The following is a 20956-nucleotide window of genomic DNA, read 5'->3' on the forward strand; positions in this document are numbered from 1 at the left end:
GCCGACCCGTTCGGGGCCCGCTTACTGCTGCTTTACCGCCGTACCAGGCAGGATGGAACGGTGTGAGCGGTGTCCCGGCTGGGGCGTCGCACGGTTGTGCTCTTTGAAGGGACCACTGCGTTGCGGGTTCTTGTGGTCGAGGACGAGCAGTTGCTCGCCGATGCCGTCGCCACCGGCCTCCGGCGGGAAGCCATGGCCGTGGACGTGGTCTACGACGGCCAGGCGGCCCTGGACCGGGTGGCGGTGAACGACTACGACGTGGTCGTGCTGGACCGCGACCTGCCGCTGGTGCACGGCGACGACGTGCTCAGGAAGATCGTCGAGGAGGGCCAGCCGACCCGAGTGCTGATGCTGACCGCGGCCGGCGACATCAGCGACCGGGTCGAGGGCCTGGAACTGGGCGCGGACGACTACCTCCCCAAGCCGTTCGCCTTCAGCGAACTGGTGGCCCGGGTGCGCGCCCTCGGCCGGCGCGCCACCACGCCGCTGCCGCCGGTCCTGGAGCGGGAGGGGATCTCGCTGGACCCGGGCCGCCGCGAGGTGCTCAGGGACGGCAAGCCGGTGGCCCTGGCGCCCAAGGAGTTCGCGGTGCTGGAGGTGCTGATGCGGGCCAACGGAGCCGTCGTCTCGGCCGAGCAGCTGCTGGAGAAGGCCTGGGACGAGCACACCGACCCGTTCACCAACGTGGTCCGGGTGACCGTGATGACGCTGCGTCGCAAGCTCGGCGAGCCCGCGGTGATCATCACCGTGCCCGGCTCCGGCTACCGGGTCTGAGCGATGAACGAGCCCGCCCCCGACCCGGCCACCACCTCCGCGTCCGCCTCGGCGTCCACCTCCGCCCCCGCGTCCCCCAAGCCGGCCCCGCAGCCGCCGAAGGCCCCCGCCGGCTGGCCCGTCCTGGAGCCGGAGCCCTCGCTGCTGCCGTTCCGCCCCACCCTGCGGATCCGGCTGACCATGTTCTACGGCGGGATGTTCCTGCTGGCCGGGCTGATCCTGGTGCTGGTGATGTACCTGTTCGTGGACCAGGCGTTCAATCTGGCCACCCAGGTGCCGACCATCAAGACCAGCGGCGACGTCACGGTGACGCTGAACGGCAACCCGATAAGCGGGTCCGACCTGAGCGGCTACATAGCCTCGCTCCAGCACCAGCACACCAGCACCGCCCTGCACACGCTGATCCTCAAGTCGATAAGCGCCCTGATCGCGCTGCTGATCCTGGCCGTCGTGTTCGGCTACGCCATGGCCGGACGGGTGCTGCGCCCGCTGGGCCGGATCACCCGGACCGCCCGCCAGGTCGCCAGTTCGGACATGCACCGCAGGATCGAGCTGGACGGCCCGGACGACGAGCTCAAGGAGCTCGCGGACACCTTCGACGAGATGCTGGAGCGGCTCGACCGCTCGTTCGAGTCCCAGCGGAAGTTCGTCGCCAACGCCTCGCACGAGCTGCGCACCCCGCTGGCGATCAACCGCACCCTGCTGGAGGTGCAGCTCTCCGACCCGCAGGCCTCACCGGACCTGCAGCAGCTCGGCAAGACCCTGCTGGCCACCAACGAGCGCAGCGAGCAGCTGGTGGAGGGTCTGCTGCTGCTGGCCCGCAGCGACAACGAGCTGATCGAGCGCCGCCCGGTGGACCTGGCCGAGGTGGCCCGGCAGGCGCTGGAGCAGACCAGGGCCGAGGCCAACACCCGCGGCGTGCGGCTGACCAGCATCGTCGAACCGGTGGTGGTGCCGGGCAACGGGGTGCTGCTGGAGCGGATCGTGCTGAACCTGATCCAGAACGCGGTGCGCTACAACCGGCCGGAGAACGGCTGGGTCGAGGTGTCGGTCGGCACCGCCGACGGGGCCGGCGAGATCGTGGTCGCCAACACCGGTCCGGTCGTCCCCGGATATGAGCTGGAGCACATCTTCGAACCGTTCCGGCGGGTGAAGAGCAAGGAGCGGACCCGCAGCGACAAGGGCGTGGGTCTGGGGCTCAGCATCGTCCGCTCGGTGGTCCGGGCGCACGGAGGCACCATCGAGGCGTCTCCGCGCCCCGACGGCGGCCTGCTGATGCGGGTCCGCATCCCCGGGAGCTGACCGCGCCGCCAGGGCCGCAGCGGGCCGTACACCCGGTCCCGCCGATCTTTCTCCAGGTCGGCGGGGCTTTTCCTTATGCAGTTCACACCTCGCCGACCCCCCTTGCCATCGGATGGCGACTCAACCTACGGTGGCGTAACCTACGGAGGCGTAGGTGTACGCCGTACCGAGAGTTGGAATCCGTGACCATCGCCCCCTCCCGCCCTGCCGGTTCCGCCACGTGGAGCGACGCCCAGCTGCTCCACGCCCTGGAGGAGGTGGTCGAGCGCGAGCTCAACCGCCACCTCGGCGTCGCCAAGGAGTGGATGCCGCACGAGTACGTGCCGTGGAGCCTGGGGCGCGACTTTGACGGGATCATGGGCGGCGAGGCCTGGGCCGTGGACCAGTCCCCGGTCACCGAGATCGGCCGGATCTCGCTGGTGGTCAACCTGCTCACCGAGGACAACCTGCCCAGCTACCACCACGAGATCGCCACCATGTTCGGGCGCGACGGCGCCTGGGGCACCTGGGTGCACCAGTGGACGGCCGAGGAGGGCCGGCACGCCATCGTGATGCGCGACTACCTGCTCACCACCCGCGCGGTCGACCCGGTGGCGCTGGAGCGGGCCCGGATGACGCACATGGCCGAGGGCTTCGAGTCCGACAACAACCACTCGATGCTGCACTCGGTGGCCTACGTCGCCTTCCAGGAGCTGGCCACCCGGATCTCGCACCGCAACACCGGGCACAACTCCGGCGACCCGGTCTGCGACCGGATGCTGGCCCGGATCGCCACCGACGAGAACCTGCACATGGTCTTCTACCGCAACCTGCTCAAGGCCGCCCTGGAGATCGCCCCGGACCAGGCCATGCGGGCCGTCGCCGACGTGGTGACCGGCTTCCGGATGCCCGGCCACGGGATGCCCGGCTTCGAGCGGGCGGCGGCGCAGATGGCCATCGGCGGGATCTACAACCTGCGGATCCACCACGACGACGTGCTGCAGCCGGTGCTGCGCCACCTCAAGGTCATGGAGGTCTCCGGACTGGGCCCGGAGGGCCTGGCGGCCCAGCAGGAGCTCGGCATCTACCTGGACGGCCTGGACGGCATGGCCAGCCGCTTCGACGAGCGCCGTGCGGCCCTGCTGGCCCGCCGTGCGGCCGCTGCCGAGAAGCGCGGCTGAGCGGCGCCGAGGGGGCCGGAAAAGGTCCCCCGGGGCGGTGAGGTTGTACGGGTAAGTCCGGACTTTTCAGAACTGTGATGAACATCACAATTCAAGCCATTCGGCGGCGGGTTCCGGACGATCGCTCTCCGTCACGATTTCCGCACCGGTGACGCAGCGTGCCCGGAGGTCCACAGCTCCGGCAAGGTTTCCGCTGGTCATGATCACGGTAAGTGCTCAAGGGGACGGTATTCCGGCCCGGCCGTCCCAGGTGCTCGAACAGCCCTCGGATCACCTCTTTGGGGGGCGAGTCGGGTGTCGATTGAGTAACGGGCCTTGAAGTAAGGCAAAATCTCGCCCTCGGGTCGGGCACAAGTCCGGCTTCCCGCGCGTTACCTGCGCTGGAGATACCCGCAGACACCCAAAGGGGGCCCGCGACACCATGGCAACTGACTACGACACCCCACGCAAGACCGATGACGACCTCAACGAGGACAGCATCGAGGAACTGAAGGCCCGCAGGAACGAGAAGTCGACCAGCTCGGTCGACGTCGACGAGTTCGAAGCGGCCGAAGGTCTCGAGCTGCCCGGCGCGGACCTCAGCAACGAGGAGCTCTCCGTCCGGGTGCTGCCCCGTCAGGCCGACGAGTTCACCTGCATGAGCTGCTTCCTGGTGCACCACCGCAGCCAGCTGGCGAGCGAGAAGAACGGCAACCCCATCTGCCGGGACTGCGCGGCCTGACGCGTTTTGGGGTAGGGAGGTCTTCATGAGGCCGTTCCGACAGCGAAACAGCAGCAAGCCGAGCAGTGACGGCAGCAGTACCGATCGAACCGCCGGGGATGCGGTAGCCCCGGCGGTCGGCGGTGGCGACGACGGGAGCGAGGACGAGCTCGCCCGGATCGCCGCCGAGCTGGAGATGTGGGACGGATCCGCTCCGGCGGAGGCCGTCCCCCAGGGCGAGCGGGGCCGACGCATGGCCTCGCTCGCGGACTCCCTCAAGGGCACCCTGACGGCCGGTTGGACCAGGGGCAGCTCACTGGTGGGTTCCGGGACCAAGAGCGGTGCGCTGCACCTGGTGGACCGGCTGGTGGACGCCGCGCCCCGCATTCCCGTGCGTGACCTCGCCACGCTGCGCGCCCAGCACCCGGGCGCGCGGAACGCCGAGGACCTCGCCGACAGCATCACCTCCGGAGCCGTGAAGGCGTCCGCCTCCGTGGGTGCCGGCGTCGGCGCCGTGGCCATGCTCCCGGTGCCGCCCGCGATGGCGGTGGAGATCGCCACCGAGCTGCTGGCCGTGGCCGCCGTCGAGGTCAAGATGATCGCCGAGCTCTACCAGGTCTACGGGCAGCCGCCGGGCGGCAACGCCTCCCAGCGCGCCGGCGCCTATCTGGCCGTCTGGTCGCAGCGGCGCGGACTCGACCTGTCCAAGCCGGGCAGTCTGGTGGTCCTGGGCACCGGCGCCGAGCTGCGCCGGCAGCTGCGCAAGCGGCTCACCCGCACCGGGCTGCGCAAGCTGCCGTCGGTGGCGCCGCTGATGGTGGGCGCGCTGGCGGGGGCGACGCTGAACCGCAGGGACACCGCCAAGCTCGCCCTGGAGATCCGCAAGGACCTGCGCGGGCGGCCGCCGGCCGAGAGCGGCTACTGGGAGGCGGCGCTCTCCCGGCCGCGGCTGTCGAAGGACTGAACCTCCGTCAGGCCGCCTTCAGGACCTCCTGCTTGGCCGCGTCCAGAGCGGCGGCCAGCCCTTCCGGGTCGCGGGTCGACAGGTAGAGGTAGGGGGTCGGGTCGTTCGGGTCGGTGACCTCGACCCGCAGCGCCGTCGGGATGTAGGAGCGCAGCAGCATGAACGCGCGGGCGTTGGCCTTGCGGGTGCGCCAGGCCAGCGCCTCGTCGCGGTCCAGCGGATGGGCCGTGCCCAGGGCCTCCACCGGGATCCGCGCGTCGCCGGCCACCAGCAGGCCCTGCACCACCCGGATCCGGGCCGAGCCGTAGGAGCTCAGCAGCACCGCGGCCGCGGCCGTCCCGGCGACCAGGCCGAGCAGTCCGGGCACGATGCCGAAGAGGTAGAAGACCAGCCCGAAGGAGATGCCGCTGCCCGCGGGGAACAACCACATGGAGAGCGGAGCCGTGAGGCGTTCGTCGTACATGGCTCCATTGTGGGCCGCGACCGCAGGCGATCTTGCAGAGGGCCTCGGTTCCCGTTCCGCCGGGGTTGTTCTGTAGGGTCGCGGGCGTGAGCCAGCACACCTCCCGTCCCTCCCTGACGCCGCCGCCCGGTGCCGCGCCGCCGGTCAGGCACCCCGAGGCGCCCGCGCCCGGCGTCCTGATCGACCCGCACTACGAGCACTGCTTCGGCTGCGGCCCGCAGCAGCCGTCCGGGCTGCGCCTGGCCGCCAGGGCCGGGGAGGGGGTCGAGGTGCTGGCCGAGTTCACCGTTGCCCCGGCGCACCAGGGCGGCCCCGGGCTGGCCCACGGCGGGGTGCTGGTGACCGCGATGGACGAGGCGCTGGGCACGCTGAACTGGCTGCTGCACACCGCCTCGGTGACCGCCAGGCTGGAGACCGACTTCGTCCGCCCGGTACCGGTGGGCGCCACCCTGTCCATCCACGTCTGGGTCGACGCGGTGGTCGGGCGCAAGATCTACTGCCGGGGTGAGGGACGGCTGGACGGCCCCGACGGGCCGCTCGCGATATCCGCGCGGGCCCTGTTCGTCCAGGTCCAGCTGGACCACTTCGTCACCCATGGCCGTCCTGAGGACATCAAGGCGGTCATGGACAACCCCGATGTCTTCAAGCGCGCCCGTGCCTTCGAGGTGAATCCGTAGTCATGACCCACCCCCCTGTAGACGTCCTGCTGCGCCTGCTGGACCCCGAGCTGCCCGCTCCCGCGTACGCCCATCCGGGCGACGCCGGGGCCGATCTGCGGACCACGGTCGACGCCGAGCTGGCCCCCGGGGAACGGGCGGTGCTGCCCACCGGGGTGGCCATCGCGCTGCCGGACGGATATGCGGCCTTCGTGCATCCGCGTTCGGGCCTGGCGGCCCGCTGCGGTCTGGCGCTGGTGAATGCCCCGGGAACAGTCGATGCCGGGTACCGTGGTGAGATCAAGGTGATCGTCGTCAATCTCGACCCGCGCGAGCGGGTGGTCTTCCGCCGCGGGGACCGGATCGCCCAGCTGGTCGTCCAGCGGGTCGAGAAGGTCCGTTTCCACGAGGTGGAGGAACTGCCGGGATCGGCACGTGCCATCGGTGGCTTCGGGTCGACGGGCGGCCATGCCGCGGTTAGCATTCCCGCGGCCGGGCAGGAAATCTCTTCGGTACCCGACCGGGAAGGACAGTGACCGTGTTCCGTCGTCGCGCCAAGAGCGAGGACGCTGTCGACCAGATCGAGGGCGAAGAGGCCCTCGGGGACAGCGAGGACGTCGCAGGTGTGGACTCCGTGGAGGAGGACGACGCCGAGGATGCCCGGGTGGGCCTGCCGCCCGCGCCGCGCCCCGACGGCCCCTGGGACTCCACCGAGGTGGAGGACGCGGCCGAGGGCCGTGTCGATCTGGGCGGCCTGCTGGTGCCCGGGGTCGATGGCATGGAGCTGAGGGTGGAGGTGGCCGGCGACTCCATCGTCGCGGCGACCCTGGTCCTCGGCAGCAGCGCCATCCAGTTGCAGGCCTTCGCCGCGCCGAGGTCCGAGGGGATCTGGGGCGAGGTCCGCCAGGAGATCGCGTCCGGCATCACCCAGCAGGGCGGCGTCGTGGACGAGGAGGAGGGCCCGCTGGGCTGGGGCCTGCGGGCCCAGGTCCCGGTGCAGCTCCCGGACGGCACCCAGGGGGTGCAGGTGGTCCGCTTCGTCGGCTGCGACGGCCCGCGCTGGTTCCTGCGCGGTGTGATCTCGGGCCAGGCGGCGGTCCAGCCGGAGTCGGCCGGGGTGCTGGAGCAGGTGTTCCGGGAGACCGTGGTGGTCCGCGGGGAGACCCCGATGGCCCCGCGCGACCCGATCGTGCTCAAACTCCCCGAGGACGCCCAGATGGTGGCGGACGGGATGCCGCAGCAGCAGTCGGCCCCGGCCAACCGCTTCAGCGGCGACCCGATGAACCCCTTCGAGCGCGGCCCGGAGATCACCGAGGTCCGCTGACCCGAGGTCCGCTGAGCACGGCACGCCGACAGGCCCCCTTTGCGGGGGCCTGTCGGCTTTCTGCTGCCCGCAAGCGGAAGGATCCCTGCGGGTTCCCAGTGATCCCTTGATCTCCGCACGGGGGGCGCTGCATGCTGTGCAGATCCTTCTGGTCTAGACCAAGCCGGGCCGGGGGTGTGCGGGGCCTGCCGTCCGGCCGTCCCGAGACGACGTGCGCCGTCGGGGGCTCAGCGTGTCCGTTGCTGTCAGAACCGTGGGACCGAGGCACAGGATGCCTGCGCCGGTACGCCGGTCGACCCGGCACGGCCTGGTGCTGGTCGCGGCCGCGCTGACGGTCCTGCTCGCGGGGACGGTACTGGCGGCGCTGGCGTCCCTGGCCGGCTTCGCGGTGGAGTCCGGGGTGGCGGTCAGGCTGGCCGCGCAGCCCAACGCGCAGGTGCAGGTCGACGCGGACTTCTCGGCGGCCGGCATGGCGGCCGGAGACCGGGCGGTGCGTGCCGCCGTGGACCGCGCCTACGCCGGGGTGCCGCACACGACCAGCCTGTCCCTGGCCGCGGTCCAGCCGCTCGCGCCCAGCGGCGGCGCGGCGACCCCGGTGGGGCTGCGCTTCGTCGCCACCGAGGGCGCGGCGGCGCACGCCCGGCTGGTGCAGGGGAGTTGGCCGCAGGGCGCGGGCGACGCCGCGACGGCCGACTTCACCGGCCTGCCGGCGGTGACTCCCGGCCGCACCGCCCCGGGCGTCCCGGCGACGGTGCCGGCCGCGGTGAACCAGGCGATGGCCTCGGCCATGCACCTGCGCGTCGGTACGACGCTGGCCCTGCAGAGCTCCCAGCTGGTCCGGGTGAACATCCTGATCACCGGCGTCTACCAGGCCCTGCCGTCCAGCCCCGGCTTCTGGCCCGCCATCGCCGGGGACCCCACCGACAGCAACGGCCTGTCCCAGAGCCTGGTGCTGGTCCCGCCGGCCGCGATCGTCGAGCAGGGCGCGTTCAACCTGGCGGTCACCGCGCACTGGGACTCGGTCCCGGCCATCGGCCCCAGGATCGGGGTCTCCATGGACGCCCTCTCCGGCCTCGCCGAGCGGATGGACACCTTCAGCGGCAGCGACGCCGCCCTGTCGGTCTACCACGGGGCGACGCCGGCGCTGCAGCGCACCACGGTCAGCACCGACCTGCCGACCGTCATCCGCAACCTGGCCGGGCCCGCCGTGGTCGCCCGCTCGGCGCTCTACCTGCCCACCGCGCTGCTGGCGGTGCTGGCGGTCACCACCATGGCGCTGACGGCCCGCCAGCTGGCCGCGCACCGCACCGCGGAGCTGGTGCTGCAGCAGACCCGCGGCGCCGGTACCGGGCGGCTGCTCGGCGGCGCCGCGGCCGAATGGGCCGCCCTGGTGCTGCCCGCCGCGGTGGCCGCGCCGTTCCTGGCCGGCGCGCTGCTCTCCGGGATGCACCGGGCGGGTCTGGTCGACGGGGCGGTACCGCTGAGCACCGTCGGCGCGGCGGCCTGGGGCGCCGTGGCGCTCACCGTGCTGGTGCACGCGGCGGCGGCGCTGCTGCCGGTGCTGCGCACGGTCTCCGGGCGCGGCATCGCCCTCCGGGCCCGGGCCCGCAGCGACCGGGCCGCGGCGGCGCAGCGGATCGGGGCCGACCTGGCGCTGCTGGCGGTCGCGGTGCTGGGCTACCTGCAACTGGTGCACTACCACTCCACGGTGACCGTCGCCGGGACGGTGGACCCGGTGCTGGTGCTGGTCCCGGTGGTCGCCGTGGTCGCCGCCTCGGTACTGCTGCTCCGGCTGCTGCCGCTGACCTCGCGTGCGCTGGACCGGTTCGGGCGGCTGCGGAGGGGGCTGGTGCTGCCGCTGGCCGGCTGGCAGTTGAGCCGGCGCTCCAACCGCAACGCGGGTCCGGTGGTGCTGATGAGCATGGCGGTGACCGTGGGCGCGCTCGCCACCACCGCGCTGGCCTGCCTGAGCGGTCTGGCGCTGGACCAGGCCCGGTTCGCGGTGGGGGCCGACGTCTCGGTCGGCACCACCAACGGTCTGGTCGGGTACCCGGCCGGTCAGCTGCACAGCCGCTACCGGCAGCTCCCCGGGGTCACCGGGGTTAACCCGGTGACCGTCACCTCCACCGGCTTCGTCGGCGACTCGTCCGCGCTGAGCCTGGTCGGCATCGACGCCGCGGCCCTGCCCGGGCAGGGCGCCGCGCCGCTGCCGACACTCCGTCAGGATCTGGCCGGAGCCGACTACGCCGCCCGGATCGCCGCACTGGCCAAGGGCGTTCCGCACTACGGACTGCTGCTGTCCGGCCGCGGCGACCACCTGGACCTGGACGTCCAGGTCCAGGTCGGCGGTGCGCGGCCCGCCGTCTGGACGCCGCCCACGCTCGGGGTGCTGCTGGTGGACGCGGACGGACAGCCGGTCCGCACCTCCGCCGCGCTGACCGGGACCGACGGGAGCAGGCACACCCTGGCCCTGGCGCTCCCCGCCGGCAGCCGCACCGCCTTCCCGCTGCGTCTCGTCGGCCTGTCGGTCCGGCCGGCCGGTCAGCAGCGGGCCGCGTCGGTCACGCTCACCGTCGACCGGCTGGGGCTCGGCGGCACCTGGGTCGACTCGCTGCCGGCCGCCGGCAGCTGGCAGGACGAGACCGAGGCCGGGGCCGGCCGCAGCGCCGGGAACTGCGGATCGCAGCCGCCCGCGGCGCCCGGCGGCAGCGTCAGCCCGGATCCGTTCAGCCCCGCGGTGTGCTCGCTCTCGGCGCCGAGCGCCGGCGGTCCGCTGCTGCGCACCGTCATCAGCACCGCGGCCCCGGGCGAGCTGACCGCGTCGACCTCGCCGGCGGTGCTGGAGGTGGACCCGATCGACCCGAAGCGGATCGAGCCGATCCCGGTGCTGGCCGACGACGCCGTGGTCGCGGGCCGGGGACTCGCGGTCGGGCAGCAGCTGACCCTCGACCTGGGCGGGGAACTGGAGAACCCGCCGACCCTGAAAGCGGTGGTCGTCGGCAGGATCCCGGCGATCCCGGGACAGGACCACCTGCAGCCGGCCCTGCTGGCCGACAACCGCGCGGTGACGGCCGTCGAACTCGCCATCGGGGTGGACCCCGAGCCGCCCGACAGCTGGCTGCTGTCCAGCACCGACAGCACGGCCACGGCCGCTGCGGTGGCCGCCGACCCGCGGCTCGGCACCGCGCGGACCACCGTCCAGGAGGCGGCGCTGCAGCGCGCCGACCCGTTCCGCTCGGGCATGCGCGCGGTGCTGGAACTGTGCCGGCTGCTGGCACCGGCCTTCGCGGTGATCGGTTTCACCGTCCATGTGGTGATCACCACCCGGGAGCGGAGGCGGGAGTTCGCGCTGCTGCGGGCCATGGGCATCCGCAGCCGCCGGCTGGCCGTGCTGCTGTGGGCCGAGCAGATCAGCGTCACCCTGTTCGCGGTCGTGCCCGGAGCACTGCTGGGGGTGGGCCTGGCCGCCGTGATCATGCCGCTGGTGACCCTGGACGACTACGGGGACGCACCGTTCCCGGCGCTGCGGCTGGCCGTCCCCTGGGGAGCGGTGCTGCTGACCGCGCTGGCGACGGCCGTGGTGATCTGCCTGGTGGTGATGGGTCTGTCCCGGCTGCTCGCCCGGGTCGACCTGGTCCGTACGCTGCGAGCCGGGGAGGACTCATGAGAGCCGTGCGCCTGCGCCGCGAGGGGCCCGGGGACGGCACGCCCCGGCGCGGTCCGGCCCGCCCCGCCTCGCTGCGGCTGCTGCGCCGCGAGGCGCGCGGGGACGCCCCGCTGCTGGCCTGCCTGGCCGTGCTGGTCGCGGTGTTCACCGGGCTGTGCGCGCTCGGCCCGGTGGAGCTGGGCGGCAAGGAGGACCAGGCGCTGCGCCAGCGGCTGGCCGCCGCTGCCGACGCCGGCGCGGTGCTCACCGTGTCCGCACCGGTGGAGCTGCCCCAGCCGGGCCTGGGAGCACCGAACCCCCCGGCGCTGCGCACCCAGCTGGAGTCGGGCGGACAGTCGGTGGTCTCCACCGCGGGCCGCACCCTGGGGGCGGCGCTGCGTCCGGTGCGGACCACGGTGGACTACCAGCTGCTGGGGATCGACTCGCCGCTGCCGGTGGACCCCCGGGTCACCCAGGAGTCCGTGACGCTGCATCACATCAGCGACGCCCCGGCCTATCTGCACTACGTCCAGGGCGCGGCCCCGGCCGACAGCACCCCAGCCGGGGAGCTGCCGGGGATCGCGCTGTCGACCGGCGAGGCGAAGCTGCTCGGACTGGGGCTGGGGCAGCAGGTCGAGCTCTGGTTCCAGGCCACCCGGTCCAGCCCCAGGTACGAGGTGCTGGTCCGGCTGGTCGGGATCTACCGGCCGGAGCAGGAGCAGAGCGAGTTCTGGCGGCAGTTGCCCGGGCTCGACAAGCCGCTCGAGTACCCGGGGCAGCTGGCCGGGACGCTGAACATCGCCGTCCAGGGCCTGGTCGGCGCCGACGCGCCGGAGCTGCTGGCGAAGCAGGGGATACCGCTGCCCACGGTCGGCTGGGAGTACCGCGTCGCGCTCGGCGACGCCGCCGTGAAGCAGCTCCCCGCCCTCGCCGCCGACACCAGGAACCTGGCGATCGACCTCAACGACCTGCTGTGCACCGACTCGCCGGCCGCGGGTGACAGCCCCTGCTCGATCGGCGCCCATCCCTCCGGGTCGTACGTCGTCGACGACGGGCTCACCCCGGTGCTCACCGCCTTCACCGGCGCGGACGCCCAGACCAGGGCGCTGGCCGGGTTCGCGGTGGCCTCACTGGCGGCGGTCGGACTGGCCACCGTGCTGGTGTCGGTCCGGCTGCTGCTGCGTCGGCGCGCCGTGCACCTGCGGCTGCAGCGCTCGCGCGGCGCCTCCGCGACCGGGCTGGTGCTGCAGCGCAGCCTGGTCACCGCCCCGGTGCTGCTGCTGGCCGGCGAGCTGGGCTGGCGGCTCGGCCTGCTGCCGGCCCCGACCGGCACCTCGGGATCCCCGCAGCCGGTCGCGGCGCTGCTGGGGACGGCGGCGGCGCTGCTGCTGGTGCCGCTGCTGACCTGGTACGCGGTCAGGGAGCCGGGACGGGCCAGGGAGGTCCGCCGGCGTGCCTCGCGGCGGACCCGGCGGCTGGTGCTGGAGGCCACCGCGCTGGTGCTCTGCGTCGGCGGCGTGGTCGCTCTGCGGGTGCGCGGCAGCGGCGGCGGGGCCGGGATCGACGTGCAGCTCAGCCTGGTGCCGGTGCTGGTGGCGCTGGTCGCCGTGCTGCTTCTGGTGCGGCTGTACCCGCTGGTGCTGGGCCTGCTGGCGGGCCGTTCCCGGCGCGGCGGCGGCGTGGTGGCCTTCCTCGGACTGCGCGGAGCGGCCCGTGACGCCGGCGGCACCAGCCTGGCGCTGTTCGTCCTGGTGATCACCCTGGGCACCGCGGTCTTCGGCGGCATGGTCTCCCGCTCGGTGTACGACGGAGCCGCGGTCGGCGCCGCCTGGACCGCCGGGGCCGACGTCTCGCTGGTCCAGCAGGGCGACGTCGCCCCGACCCCGGTGGCCGCCGGCGGCTCCTCGCCGGTCCGCGCCACGGTGGCCGAGTACCTGCGCACGGTGCTGCTCACCGGGGACGAGGACGGCGCCAACCTGCCGCAGACGGCCCTGATCACCGTCGACCCGGCGCAGCTGGCCGCCGCCGACCCGGACGGACCGCTGGCCCGCGCCCTGGGCGTGCTGCACGGCGGGAAGCCGGTCGCCACCGGCACCGCGAGCGCCACCGCGCCGGTGCTGGCCGATCCGGGGCTGATCGTCGCGGAGAACGGCGAGAGCCTCCGCGCCGTGGTGGACTCGGCGCTGGGCAGCAGCAGGACCGCGCTGCACCTGAAGCCGGTCGGCGCGCTGACCCCGGCGCTGCGGCAGGACCCGGTCCTCGGCCCGCTGGTCGCCGGGCTCCCGGCGGACACACCGGTCATTGTCGGCACCACCGCCCTGGAGCCGCTGCTGCCGGCCCAGCAGACCGGCGGCACCGCGCTGCTGCTGTTCGCCCGCCCCGGTGCGGCACCGGCCGCCGTGGTGGCCGCGGCCGCCGACGCGCTCGGACCGCAGGCGCAGGTCCGGGTCCGGGCGGAGGTGCTGGACACCCTGCGCGGGGACGGCCTGGTGCGCATCGTCGACGACGTCTACACCGTCTGCTCCCTGCTGGCCGTGGTGTTCGGGCTGCTCGCGGTGGCGCTGGAACTTGTCCTCACCGCCCGCGAACGCGGCCGCACCAGCTCCTACCTGCGCACGCTGGGGCTGGCCGGACGGCAGGCCGCGGTGCTGCAGGTGCTGCAGCTGGTGCCGCTGGCGGTGGCCGCCGCGGCCGGGGGCGTCCTCGTCGGGGTGCTCGAACCGCGGCTGCTGGGACCGGCTCTGAGTATCAGTCAGTTCACCGGGGGGCCGGCGGCGCCGGCCCTGCACACCGACTACCTGCTCACCGCGCTGCTCGGGGCCGGCCTCGCGGCTCTGGTCGTCTGCGCCGCCGTGGTCGAGAGTACGGTGTTGCGCATGCGGCGCCTGGGCGGGGTGCTGAGGCTCGGGGAGGCCTGATCATGACCGTAATCATGACCGTACGCCGATCGACAGGGGGAGCAGAGTGAGCGTCAACCATGCGGCCGACCGGGCCGGGGCCCCGGACCTCGGGGAACTGCGCCGCCGCGCGGCCGAGGCCGCCCGCCCGGAGCGGGAGGAGGGCCTGATCGTCTGCGAGAACCTGGTCCGGATCTACCAGACCGAGGGTGTCGAGGTGCAGGCGCTGCAGGGTTTGGACCTGGCCGTGGCGCGCGGCGAGATGGTCGCGGTGATCGGCGCCTCCGGCTCCGGCAAGTCCACCCTGCTGGGCATCCTCTCCGGCCAGGACGTCCCCACCGCGGGATCGGCCGAGGTCGCCGGGCACGATCTGCTCACCATGAAGCGCCGGGACCGGCTCGCCTACCGGCGCGGCACGGTCGGCTTCGTCTGGCAGCAGACCTCCCGCAATCTGCTGCCCTACCTGACCGCGGCCGAGAACGTCATGCTGCCGATGACCTACGCCGGGGTGAAGCGGTCCGAGCGCCGCAACCGGGCCGGCGAGCTGCTGGACCTGATGGGGGTCGGCTACTGCGCCGACCGCGGCCCCGGCGAACTGTCCGGCGGCGAGCAGCAGCGGGTCGCCATCGCGGTCGCCAACGCCAACCGGCCCCGGGTGCTGTTCGCCGACGAGCCCACCGGCGAACTGGACACCGCGACCAGCGAGGAGATCTTCGCCGCGCTCCGGCAGGCCAACGAGGAGCTGGGCGTGACGGTGGTCGTGGTCACCCATGACGCCCTGGTGTCCGAGCAGGTCCAGCGCACCGTGCGGATCCGCAACGGCCGCACCTCCACCGAGGTGCTGCGCCGGATCACCACCGACGACGACGGCGCGCAGGAGCTGACCGCCGAGGAGTACGCGGTCCTGGACCGCAACGGGCGGCTGCAGCTGCCGAGCGAGTTCACCGAGCGCCTGCACATGCGCAAGCGGGTGAGACTGGCGCTGGAGACCGATCACATCGGAGTATGGCCCGACGCGGCCGCGCAGCGGGCGAAGGCCGACGCCGACGAGGTCCAGGCCGAGACAGAGGGGGACGACGCATGACCAGCAGCACCGAGCCCGAGGGCGCCACCGCCGTGGCGGAGCCCGGAGCGCCGATGGTGGAGGTCCATGACCTGCACAAGTCCTTCGGCAGCGGCGCCACCGCGGTCCACGCCCTGCGCGGGGTCTCCTTCACCGCGCGGCGCGGCGAGCTGACCGCCCTCAAGGGGCGCTCGGGCTCCGGCAAGACCACCCTGCTGAACCTGGTCGGCGGCCTGGACCGGCCCAGCTCGGGCCGGATCCTGGTGGACGGCCACGACCTGGCCGAGCTGGGCGAGGACGGGCTGCTGACCCTGCGGCGGGACCGGATCGGCTTCGTCTTCCAGTCCTTCGGCCTGATCCCCATCCTGACCGCGTCGGAGAACGTCGGCGTTCCCATGCGGCTGCGGCGCACCCCGCCCCGGGAGCGCGAGGAGCGGGTGCAGGAGCTGCTGGCCCTGGTCGGCCTCGGCGACCACGTCAACCAGCGCCCGGGAGAGCTCTCCGGCGGGCAGCAGCAGCGCGTCGCCATCGCCCGCGCCCTGGCCAACCAGCCGGCCCTGATCATCGCCGACGAGCCCACCGGCCAACTGGACTCCGACACCGGCCGCGCCATCATGCAACTCCTCCGCGCCGTGGTCCGCAGCGAGGGCGTCACCGCCCTGGTGGCCACCCACGACCCCCAACTGATGGAACTCGCCGACCGAGTACTGGACCTGAGAGACGGTCAGATAACCAACGACGAGTAGGCCCAACAGGGGCGCGGGGAACTGCGCGCCCAGCCACGCAGCCCCCGCACCCTTTCATCCGGCCTCCACCACCCCCAACTCCTTGAGCAGCACCCCTCGCAGCTCCCCAACCCCCACCTTGTGCGAAGGACCGAGCCGCCCGTCGGTGAGCACGATCACCCGATCCGCCAGCGCAATCGCCTCGTCCACGTCATGGGTGACGAGCAGCACCGCGGGCCGGTGCTTCCGGCACAGCTCCCGCAGCAGCGCGTGCATCTTCAGCCGGGTCAGCGCGTCCAACGCCCCGAACGGCTCGTCCAGCAGCAGCAGAGCCGGGTCCCGGACCAGGGCCCGTGCCAGCGCCGCCCGCTGGGCCTCCCCGCCGGAGAGCGTGATCGGCCAGTCCCGGGCCCGCTCGGTCAGGCCGACCTCGGCCAGTGCATTGAGGCCGGCCTCCCTCGCGCCGGTCCGCGGCAGTCCGAGCACGACATTGTCGAGCACCCGCTTCCACGGCTGCAGCCGGTGGTCCTGGAAGACCACCGACCTCCGCTCGGGCACCAGCAGCTCGCCGGTGAAGTCCGGGTCGAGCCCGGCCATCGCCCGGAGCAGCGTGCTCTTGCCCGAGCCGCTGCGGCCCAGCAGTGCCAGGAACTCGCCCTGGTGCAGCGTCAGGTCGATCCCGGACAGTACCTCGCGTCCGTCGAAGGAGCGGTGCACCCCGGTCGCCCGGACGGCCAGTGCGGCCTCGGTGGTGGTTGCTGTCGTCATGGTGGTCAGGCTCCGTTGAATCCGCGGCGCCAGACCAGCAGGCGGCGCTCCAGCAGGCGGACGAGCGAGTCGGCGAGCAGGCCGAGCACGCCGTAGATCAGCAGTCCGAGGACGATGATGTCGGTGCGGTACCAGGCCTGGGCCTGGTTCATCAGGTAGCCGATGCCGCTGGTCGCGTTGAGCTGCTCGGCGACGATGATCACCAGCCAGGCGCTGGTGAGCGCGAACCGCAGGCCGACCAGGAAGCCGGGCACCGCCCCGGGCAGGATGACGTGCCGGATCAGCCCCAGCCGGTTGAGGCCGACCACCCGCCCGGACTCCACCAGCCGGTTGTCCACACCCCGGATGCCGGCGTAGGTGTTGATGTAGACCGGGCAGGCCGCGGCGAAGGCCACCAGGGCGATCTTGGGCTCCTCGCCGACGCCGAACCAGATGATCACCAGCGGCAGCAGCCCCAGCACCGGCAGCGCCCGGACCACCTGCATGGTGGAGTCGATCAGCTCCTCGCCCAGCCGGAACAGCCCGGCCAGCACCGCCAGCAGCACCCCCAGGCCGACCCCGATCAGCAGCCCGCTGCCGACCCGTTGCAGCGAGGCCAGCAGATTGCTCGCCAGCTCGCCGTCCTTGGCCAGCTCCCAGGCCGCCTGGGCGACCTGGGCCGGCGTCGCCAGCACCCTCGGGTTGATGTTGCCGGTCGCCCCCAGCAACTGCCAGACGGCGACCACCAGGGCGGGACCGGCCAGCCGCCGCAGCCAGCGCGGCAGCGGCACCCAGGTGCGGTTCGGACGGCTCAGCGTCGCGGCGTCGATCAGCACCGGCGAGTCCGGCGGGCTCTCCGGTACGGGTGGTGCGGTGACGGTGGTCGCCATGGTCTGGTCCCTCTCCTAGGACTTCGGGCGGCGTTTCTCGTGGGGCGGCAGGAACGGGTGGTGCTCGGTCAGGCGGCGGTGACCACGCGGTGGTCGGCGGTGAACGGCCGCCCGGAGACCAGCTCGGAGCTGCGCCCGTCCGGGCCGACCGGGACGTCGCCGATCAGCGTCACCCGGTGCAGCCGCCGCTCCACCTCCAGGTGCTCCAGGTCGCGCGGTGCGAGGTGCGCGGTGGCCCGGTTGTCCCAGAAGGCGACGTGGCCGGGCTCCCAGCGGAAGCGGACGGTGTACTCGGGCCGGGTGATCTCGCCGTAGAGCAGGTCCAGGATCTGCTTGCTCTCGCCGGGGGTGACGTCCACGATGTGGCTGGTGAAGCCGGGGTTGACGAACAGCGCCCGCTCCCCGGTCTCCGGGTGCACCCGGACCACCGGGTGCACCGCGACCAGCAGGTTCTCGTTGATCCGCTTGGCGTACTCGCTGTCCCCGGCGACCTTGCTGCTGCCGCCGTAGCGGTGCTCGGCGCGCAGGGTGTCGACGAAGGCGCGCAGCGGGGCGGACAGCCCCTGGTAGGCGGCGACCAGGTTGGTCCAGGTGGTGTCGCCGCCGAACTCCGGGACCCGCTCGGCCCGCAGGATCGACCCGGCCGGCGGGTTCACCGCGGCGGTGACGTCGGTGTGCCAGCCGTCGAAGTAGCTGTACTGGCGCTTGCGGTACTCCTCGCGGAAGCCCTTGCCGTAGCGCTCCTCGAACCGGGTCGGGTCGATGGTGAAGATCTCCGGGTGGTCCTCGGGCGGGGTGTCGTCGTGCGGGTGGGCGTAGGTCAGCTCGCCGAACTGCCGGGCGAAGGCGATCTGCGCGGCGTGGTCCAGCTCCTGGCCGCGGAAGAACACCACCTTGTGGCGCTGCAGCGCCACCCTGACCTGCTGCACCTCCTCCTCGGAGAGCGGCAGGGCCAGGTCGACGCCGTCGATGTCGGCGCCGATGTGCCCCGCGACGGGGCGGACGGTGAGCGTGCGGACGGACACGGTCATGGTGGTTCCCTCCAGGTGAAAGGCGTGGCTGCTACTGCTGGTTGGGGGCGACGACGGTGCTGAACTCCTGCTCCACGTCCGCCGGGAACTCGCTGGTCACGTCGACCTTCCCGGGGACCTGCTGGTTGGCCAGGAAGAGGTCCGCCTGCCGCTGCTGGGCGCTGATGACGGTCTGGTCCAGCACGGCGAACTTCGTCTCGCCCGAGTTCTGCCAGACCAGCTTCCCGATCGCCGGGGTTTGCTTGTTGACCTTGACGTAGTAGGCGTCGATCCACTGGTCGGGGTGGGTCCTGGCCCAGCTGTAGGCCTTGATGATCCGGCCCACCAGGTCCTTGACCGCGGCGCGCTCGGCCGGGTCGGCCAGGGCCTTCTGGGTGGCCAGGTAGAAGGCGTAGCCGGAGGACACCTGCTGACCGTTGATCAGCTTCACCGCGTCCGGATGGGTGCTGGTGTAGTTGACCAGGTCCTGGGCGGCGACGGTGGCGGCGTCGACGGTGCCCGACTGCAGCAGATTGCCGACGTTCTGCAGCGGCACGTCGACCGCGGTGATGTCCTGCTGCTTGAGGTTCACCGTGGCCAGCGCCTGGATCAGGAAGCCCTGGTTGGCGGTGCCCTTGGAGTAGGCGACCTTGCGGCCCTTGAGGTCGGCCAGGGTCTTGATACCGGAACCGGCCCGGGCGAGCAGGGTGTAGCCGGGGCCGACGGTGTGGCTGGCGGCCACCACGTCCACCGGCAGCTTGGCCGCCGCGGCGAAGATCGCCGGGGTGTCGCCCATGATGCCGACGTCGACGACACCGGCCGACAGCGCCTGGTTGACCAGCGGTCCGCTGTTGAACTGGTCGAACTGCACCTTGTAGCCGGGCAGTCCGTTCAGCTCGCCGGAGGTCTGCAGCAGGGTGAGCAGGGTCTTGCCCTGGTCGCCGAAGCGCAGGGTGACCTGGCCGGAGCCGGACTTGCCCGCGGTGTCGGTGCTGGCCGAGGCCGCCCCGCCGCACGCGGTGGCCAGCGGGAGCAGCAGAGCCGCGAGGGCGGGCAGGACGAGGGCGGTTCTCTTGCGCATGGGAGGTCCTTGGGGTGAGGGTCAGACGGCGACGGAGGTGTACTGGTTGGCGGGCCTCGGCAGCCCGTAGTGCTCGCGCAGGGTCCGGCCGGTGTACTCGGTGCGGAACAGCCCGCGCTCGCGCAGCAGCGGTACGACGTGCTCGGCGAAGAGGTCCAGGCCGTCGGGCAGGATCGGCGGCATGATGTTGAAGCCGTCCGCCGCGCCCTGCCCGAACCACAGCTCGATGTGGTCGGCGACCTGCTCCGGCGTGCCCGCCAGCACCTGGTGCCCGCGTCCGCCGCCCAGCCGGCCCACGAGTTGACGCAGGGTCAGCCCGTCCCGCTCGGCCAGGTCGCGGACCAGTTCGAAGCGGCTCTTGGCGCCGTTGATGGCGGCGACCGGGGGCAGCGGCGGCAGCGGGGCGTCCAGCGGGTGGTCGCTCAGGTCCACCCCGAGCAGGGTGGACAGCGTGCCGATGGCCCGGGTCGGATCGATCAGGTCGTCCAGTTCCTGGTCCAGCGCCTTGGCCTCGGCCTCGGTGGAGCCGAGCACCGGCACGATGCCGGGCAGCACCACGATGCCGGCCGGATCACGGCCCAGGGCGGCGGCGCGGGCCTTGAGGTCGGCGTAGAAGCCCTGGCCCTCGGCGAGGGTCTGCTGCGCGGTGAACACCGCTTCGGCGTGCCGGGCCGCGAAGCCGCGTCCGTCCTCCGAACTGCCCGCCTGGACCAGCAGCGGATGACCCTGCGGTCCGCGCGGGATGTTCAGCGGCCCCAGCACCTGGAAGTGCTCTCCGCTGTGGTTGATCTCGTGCAGCTTGGCCGAGTCGGTGACCAGCCCGTTCTCCCGGTCCAGCAGCAGGGCGTCGTCCTCCCAGCTGTCCCAGAGCGCCCGCACCACCTCCAGGTACTCGTCCGCCCGCTGGTAGCGGACCGCGTGCTCCTGGTTGGCGGTGCGGTTGAAGTTGCGGGCGGCCCGGTCCCCGGCCGAGGTGACGATGTTCCAGCCGGCCCGGCCCTGGCTGAGGTGGTCCAGGCTGGCGAACTGCCGGGCCAGGTTGTAGGGCTCGGTGAAGCCGGTGGAGACCGTGCCGATCAGGCCGATCCGCTCGGTGCTCACCGCGAGCGCGGAGAGCAGCGTGAACGGCTCGAAGTGGCTGATCCAGGCGTTGGCCCGGGCCGGGTCCGGCCCTTCGACCCCGTCGGCCAGGAAGACCGAGTCGAAGGCGGCGGCCTCGGCGGTGGCCGCGAGCCGCTGGTAGTGCGCCAGCGAGGACAGCCCGGCCGGGTCGGTGCGGGGATGGCGCCAGGCGGCCTCGTGGTGGCCGACGCCCATCAGGAAGAGGTTGAGGTGCAGTTGCCTGCGGTCGGAAGGCATGCTGAAGCACTCCGGGACGTAGGGCAGCGCGCAGCGGTGTGCACGGTGCTCGGTTCGGATGGGTGTGCGAAGGTGACGTGCCGTCAGACCCCGGAACGGTCACGGGGAGGACGGGACGGTGAGCGGCGGAGCGCTGTACTAACAGCCGAGTCCGGCGAAGTGGTGCAGGCGGAAGGCGTTCACCGGGTGCCGGCC

At 72.9% G+C, this 20956-nt stretch carries 18 protein-coding genes; 12 read left to right on the plus strand and 6 right to left on the minus strand.

All coding sequences use genetic code 11. The features are described 5' to 3' along the window. Window positions 1-120 precede the first annotated feature (120 nt). From ABUW04_RS28130 to ABUW04_RS28150, 5 genes are all read left to right on the plus strand, one after another. Window positions 121-774 carry a response regulator transcription factor gene (locus tag ABUW04_RS28130; protein WP_030258991.1) on the plus strand — a complete coding sequence of 218 codons (654 nt, stop codon included), beginning with the start codon at window positions 121-123 and terminating at the stop codon, window positions 772-774. Between the two features lie 3 nt (window positions 775-777). After that, complete coding sequence (locus ABUW04_RS28135; RefSeq protein ID WP_380567130.1) at window positions 778-2076, plus strand: sensor histidine kinase; 1299 nt, start codon at window positions 778-780, stop codon at window positions 2074-2076. A 182-nt stretch (window positions 2077-2258) separates the two neighbouring features. Then, window positions 2259-3236, plus strand: a complete 978-nt coding sequence (locus ABUW04_RS28140; RefSeq protein ID WP_030258986.1) for an acyl-ACP desaturase — start codon at window positions 2259-2261, stop codon at window positions 3234-3236. Window positions 3237-3657: 421 nt separating this feature from the next. Next, the gene (locus ABUW04_RS28145; protein ID WP_030258984.1) at window positions 3658-3957 is read left to right on the plus strand and encodes a DUF4193 domain-containing protein; all 300 of its coding nucleotides are present in this window, start codon (window positions 3658-3660) and stop codon (window positions 3955-3957) included. A 25-nt stretch (window positions 3958-3982) separates the two neighbouring features. Then, entirely contained in the window at window positions 3983-4900 is a 918-nt protein-coding gene (locus tag ABUW04_RS28150) for a hypothetical protein (protein ID WP_380567132.1), read from the plus strand. 7 nt (window positions 4901-4907) lie between these two features. Here ABUW04_RS28150 and ABUW04_RS28155 read toward each other — a convergent pair whose 3' ends face one another. Beyond that, window positions 4908-5363 carry a DUF3093 domain-containing protein gene (locus ABUW04_RS28155; protein ID WP_030258980.1) on the minus strand — a complete coding sequence of 152 codons (456 nt, stop codon included), beginning with the start codon at window positions 5361-5363 and terminating at the stop codon, window positions 4908-4910. An 86-nt stretch (window positions 5364-5449) separates the two neighbouring features. On the opposite strand from ABUW04_RS28155, the gene ABUW04_RS28160 reads away from it, so the two are divergent. From ABUW04_RS28160 to ABUW04_RS28190, 7 genes are all read left to right on the plus strand, one after another. After that, entirely contained in the window at window positions 5450-6040 is a 591-nt protein-coding gene (locus ABUW04_RS28160; RefSeq protein WP_030258978.1) for a PaaI family thioesterase, read from the plus strand. A gap of 2 nt (window positions 6041-6042) precedes the next feature. Continuing rightward, complete coding sequence (gene dut / locus ABUW04_RS28165; protein WP_030258975.1) at window positions 6043-6555, plus strand: dUTP diphosphatase; 513 nt, start codon at window positions 6043-6045, stop codon at window positions 6553-6555. 2 nt (window positions 6556-6557) lie between these two features. Then, complete coding sequence (locus ABUW04_RS28170) at window positions 6558-7343, plus strand: DUF3710 domain-containing protein (protein WP_084714883.1); 786 nt, start codon at window positions 6558-6560, stop codon at window positions 7341-7343. Between the two features lie 271 nt (window positions 7344-7614). Continuing rightward, on the plus strand, window positions 7615-11010 hold the full coding sequence (locus tag ABUW04_RS28175) for an ABC transporter permease (RefSeq protein ID WP_380567134.1): 3396 nt from the start codon (window positions 7615-7617) through the stop codon (window positions 11008-11010). Beyond that, the gene (locus tag ABUW04_RS28180) at window positions 11007-13907 is read left to right on the plus strand and encodes a hypothetical protein (protein WP_380567136.1); all 2901 of its coding nucleotides are present in this window, start codon (window positions 11007-11009) and stop codon (window positions 13905-13907) included. Before ABUW04_RS28175 ends, ABUW04_RS28180 begins: the two co-directional genes overlap by 4 nt. A gap of 46 nt (window positions 13908-13953) precedes the next feature. Continuing rightward, a complete protein-coding gene (locus ABUW04_RS28185; protein ID WP_063757589.1) occupies window positions 13954-14970 on the plus strand; it encodes an ABC transporter ATP-binding protein in 1017 nt (338 codons plus the stop codon). After that, window positions 14967-15695 (plus strand): ABC transporter ATP-binding protein, encoded by a 729-nt coding sequence (locus tag ABUW04_RS28190; protein ID WP_030258962.1) that lies wholly within the window; start codon window positions 14967-14969, stop codon window positions 15693-15695. The genes ABUW04_RS28185 and ABUW04_RS28190 overlap by 4 nt, the downstream gene beginning before the upstream one ends. A gap of 54 nt (window positions 15696-15749) precedes the next feature. Here the strand turns inward: ABUW04_RS28190 and ABUW04_RS28195 are convergent, their stop codons facing one another. From ABUW04_RS28195 to ABUW04_RS28215, 5 genes are all read right to left on the minus strand, one after another. Next, window positions 15750-16442, minus strand: coding sequence for an ABC transporter ATP-binding protein (locus ABUW04_RS28195; protein WP_380567138.1), 693 nt, complete (start codon window positions 16440-16442; stop codon window positions 15750-15752). 5 nt (window positions 16443-16447) lie between these two features. After that, entirely contained in the window at window positions 16448-17311 is an 864-nt protein-coding gene (locus ABUW04_RS28200; RefSeq protein WP_380567140.1) for an ABC transporter permease, read from the minus strand. A gap of 68 nt (window positions 17312-17379) precedes the next feature. Beyond that, window positions 17380-18342, minus strand: coding sequence for a TauD/TfdA dioxygenase family protein (locus tag ABUW04_RS28205; RefSeq protein WP_380567142.1), 963 nt, complete (start codon window positions 18340-18342; stop codon window positions 17380-17382). 31 nt (window positions 18343-18373) lie between these two features. Next, complete coding sequence (locus ABUW04_RS28210) at window positions 18374-19402, minus strand: ABC transporter substrate-binding protein (RefSeq protein WP_380567143.1); 1029 nt, start codon at window positions 19400-19402, stop codon at window positions 18374-18376. Between the two features lie 21 nt (window positions 19403-19423). Next, complete coding sequence (locus tag ABUW04_RS28215) at window positions 19424-20761, minus strand: LLM class flavin-dependent oxidoreductase (protein WP_380567145.1); 1338 nt, start codon at window positions 20759-20761, stop codon at window positions 19424-19426. Window positions 20762-20956 lie beyond the last annotated feature (195 nt).

Origin of the sequence: Streptacidiphilus jeojiensis (genome assembly GCF_042510965.1) — a bacterium.
In the GTDB taxonomy this organism is placed as follows: domain Bacteria; phylum Actinomycetota; class Actinomycetes; order Streptomycetales; family Streptomycetaceae; genus Streptacidiphilus; species Streptacidiphilus jeojiensis.

Bases quoted from the DNA above. Each gene is read 5' to 3' on its own strand.
- ABUW04_RS28135 (WP_380567130.1), top strand. From the start codon at position 778: ATGAACGAGCCCGCCCCCGACCCGGCCACCACCTCCGCGTCCGCCTCG.
- ABUW04_RS28145 (WP_030258984.1), top strand. From the start codon at position 3,658: ATGGCAACTGACTACGACACCCCACGCAAGACCGATGACGACCTCAAC.
- ABUW04_RS28150 (WP_380567132.1), top strand. From the start codon at position 3,983: ATGAGGCCGTTCCGACAGCGAAACAGCAGCAAGCCGAGCAGTGACGGC.
- ABUW04_RS28155 (WP_030258980.1), bottom strand. From the start codon at position 5,363: ATGTACGACGAACGCCTCACGGCTCCGCTCTCCATGTGGTTGTTCCCC.
- dut (WP_030258975.1), top strand. From the start codon at position 6,043: ATGACCCACCCCCCTGTAGACGTCCTGCTGCGCCTGCTGGACCCCGAG.
- ABUW04_RS28175 (WP_380567134.1), top strand. From the start codon at position 7,615: ATGCCTGCGCCGGTACGCCGGTCGACCCGGCACGGCCTGGTGCTGGTC.
- ABUW04_RS28180 (WP_380567136.1), top strand. From the start codon at position 11,007: ATGAGAGCCGTGCGCCTGCGCCGCGAGGGGCCCGGGGACGGCACGCCC.
- ABUW04_RS28190 (WP_030258962.1), top strand. From the start codon at position 14,967: ATGACCAGCAGCACCGAGCCCGAGGGCGCCACCGCCGTGGCGGAGCCC.
- ABUW04_RS28195 (WP_380567138.1), bottom strand. From the start codon at position 16,442: ATGACGACAGCAACCACCACCGAGGCCGCACTGGCCGTCCGGGCGACC.
- ABUW04_RS28200 (WP_380567140.1), bottom strand. From the start codon at position 17,311: ATGGCGACCACCGTCACCGCACCACCCGTACCGGAGAGCCCGCCGGAC.
- ABUW04_RS28205 (WP_380567142.1), bottom strand. From the start codon at position 18,342: ATGACCGTGTCCGTCCGCACGCTCACCGTCCGCCCCGTCGCGGGGCAC.
- ABUW04_RS28210 (WP_380567143.1), bottom strand. From the start codon at position 19,402: ATGCGCAAGAGAACCGCCCTCGTCCTGCCCGCCCTCGCGGCTCTGCTG.
- ABUW04_RS28215 (WP_380567145.1), bottom strand. From the start codon at position 20,761: ATGCCTTCCGACCGCAGGCAACTGCACCTCAACCTCTTCCTGATGGGC.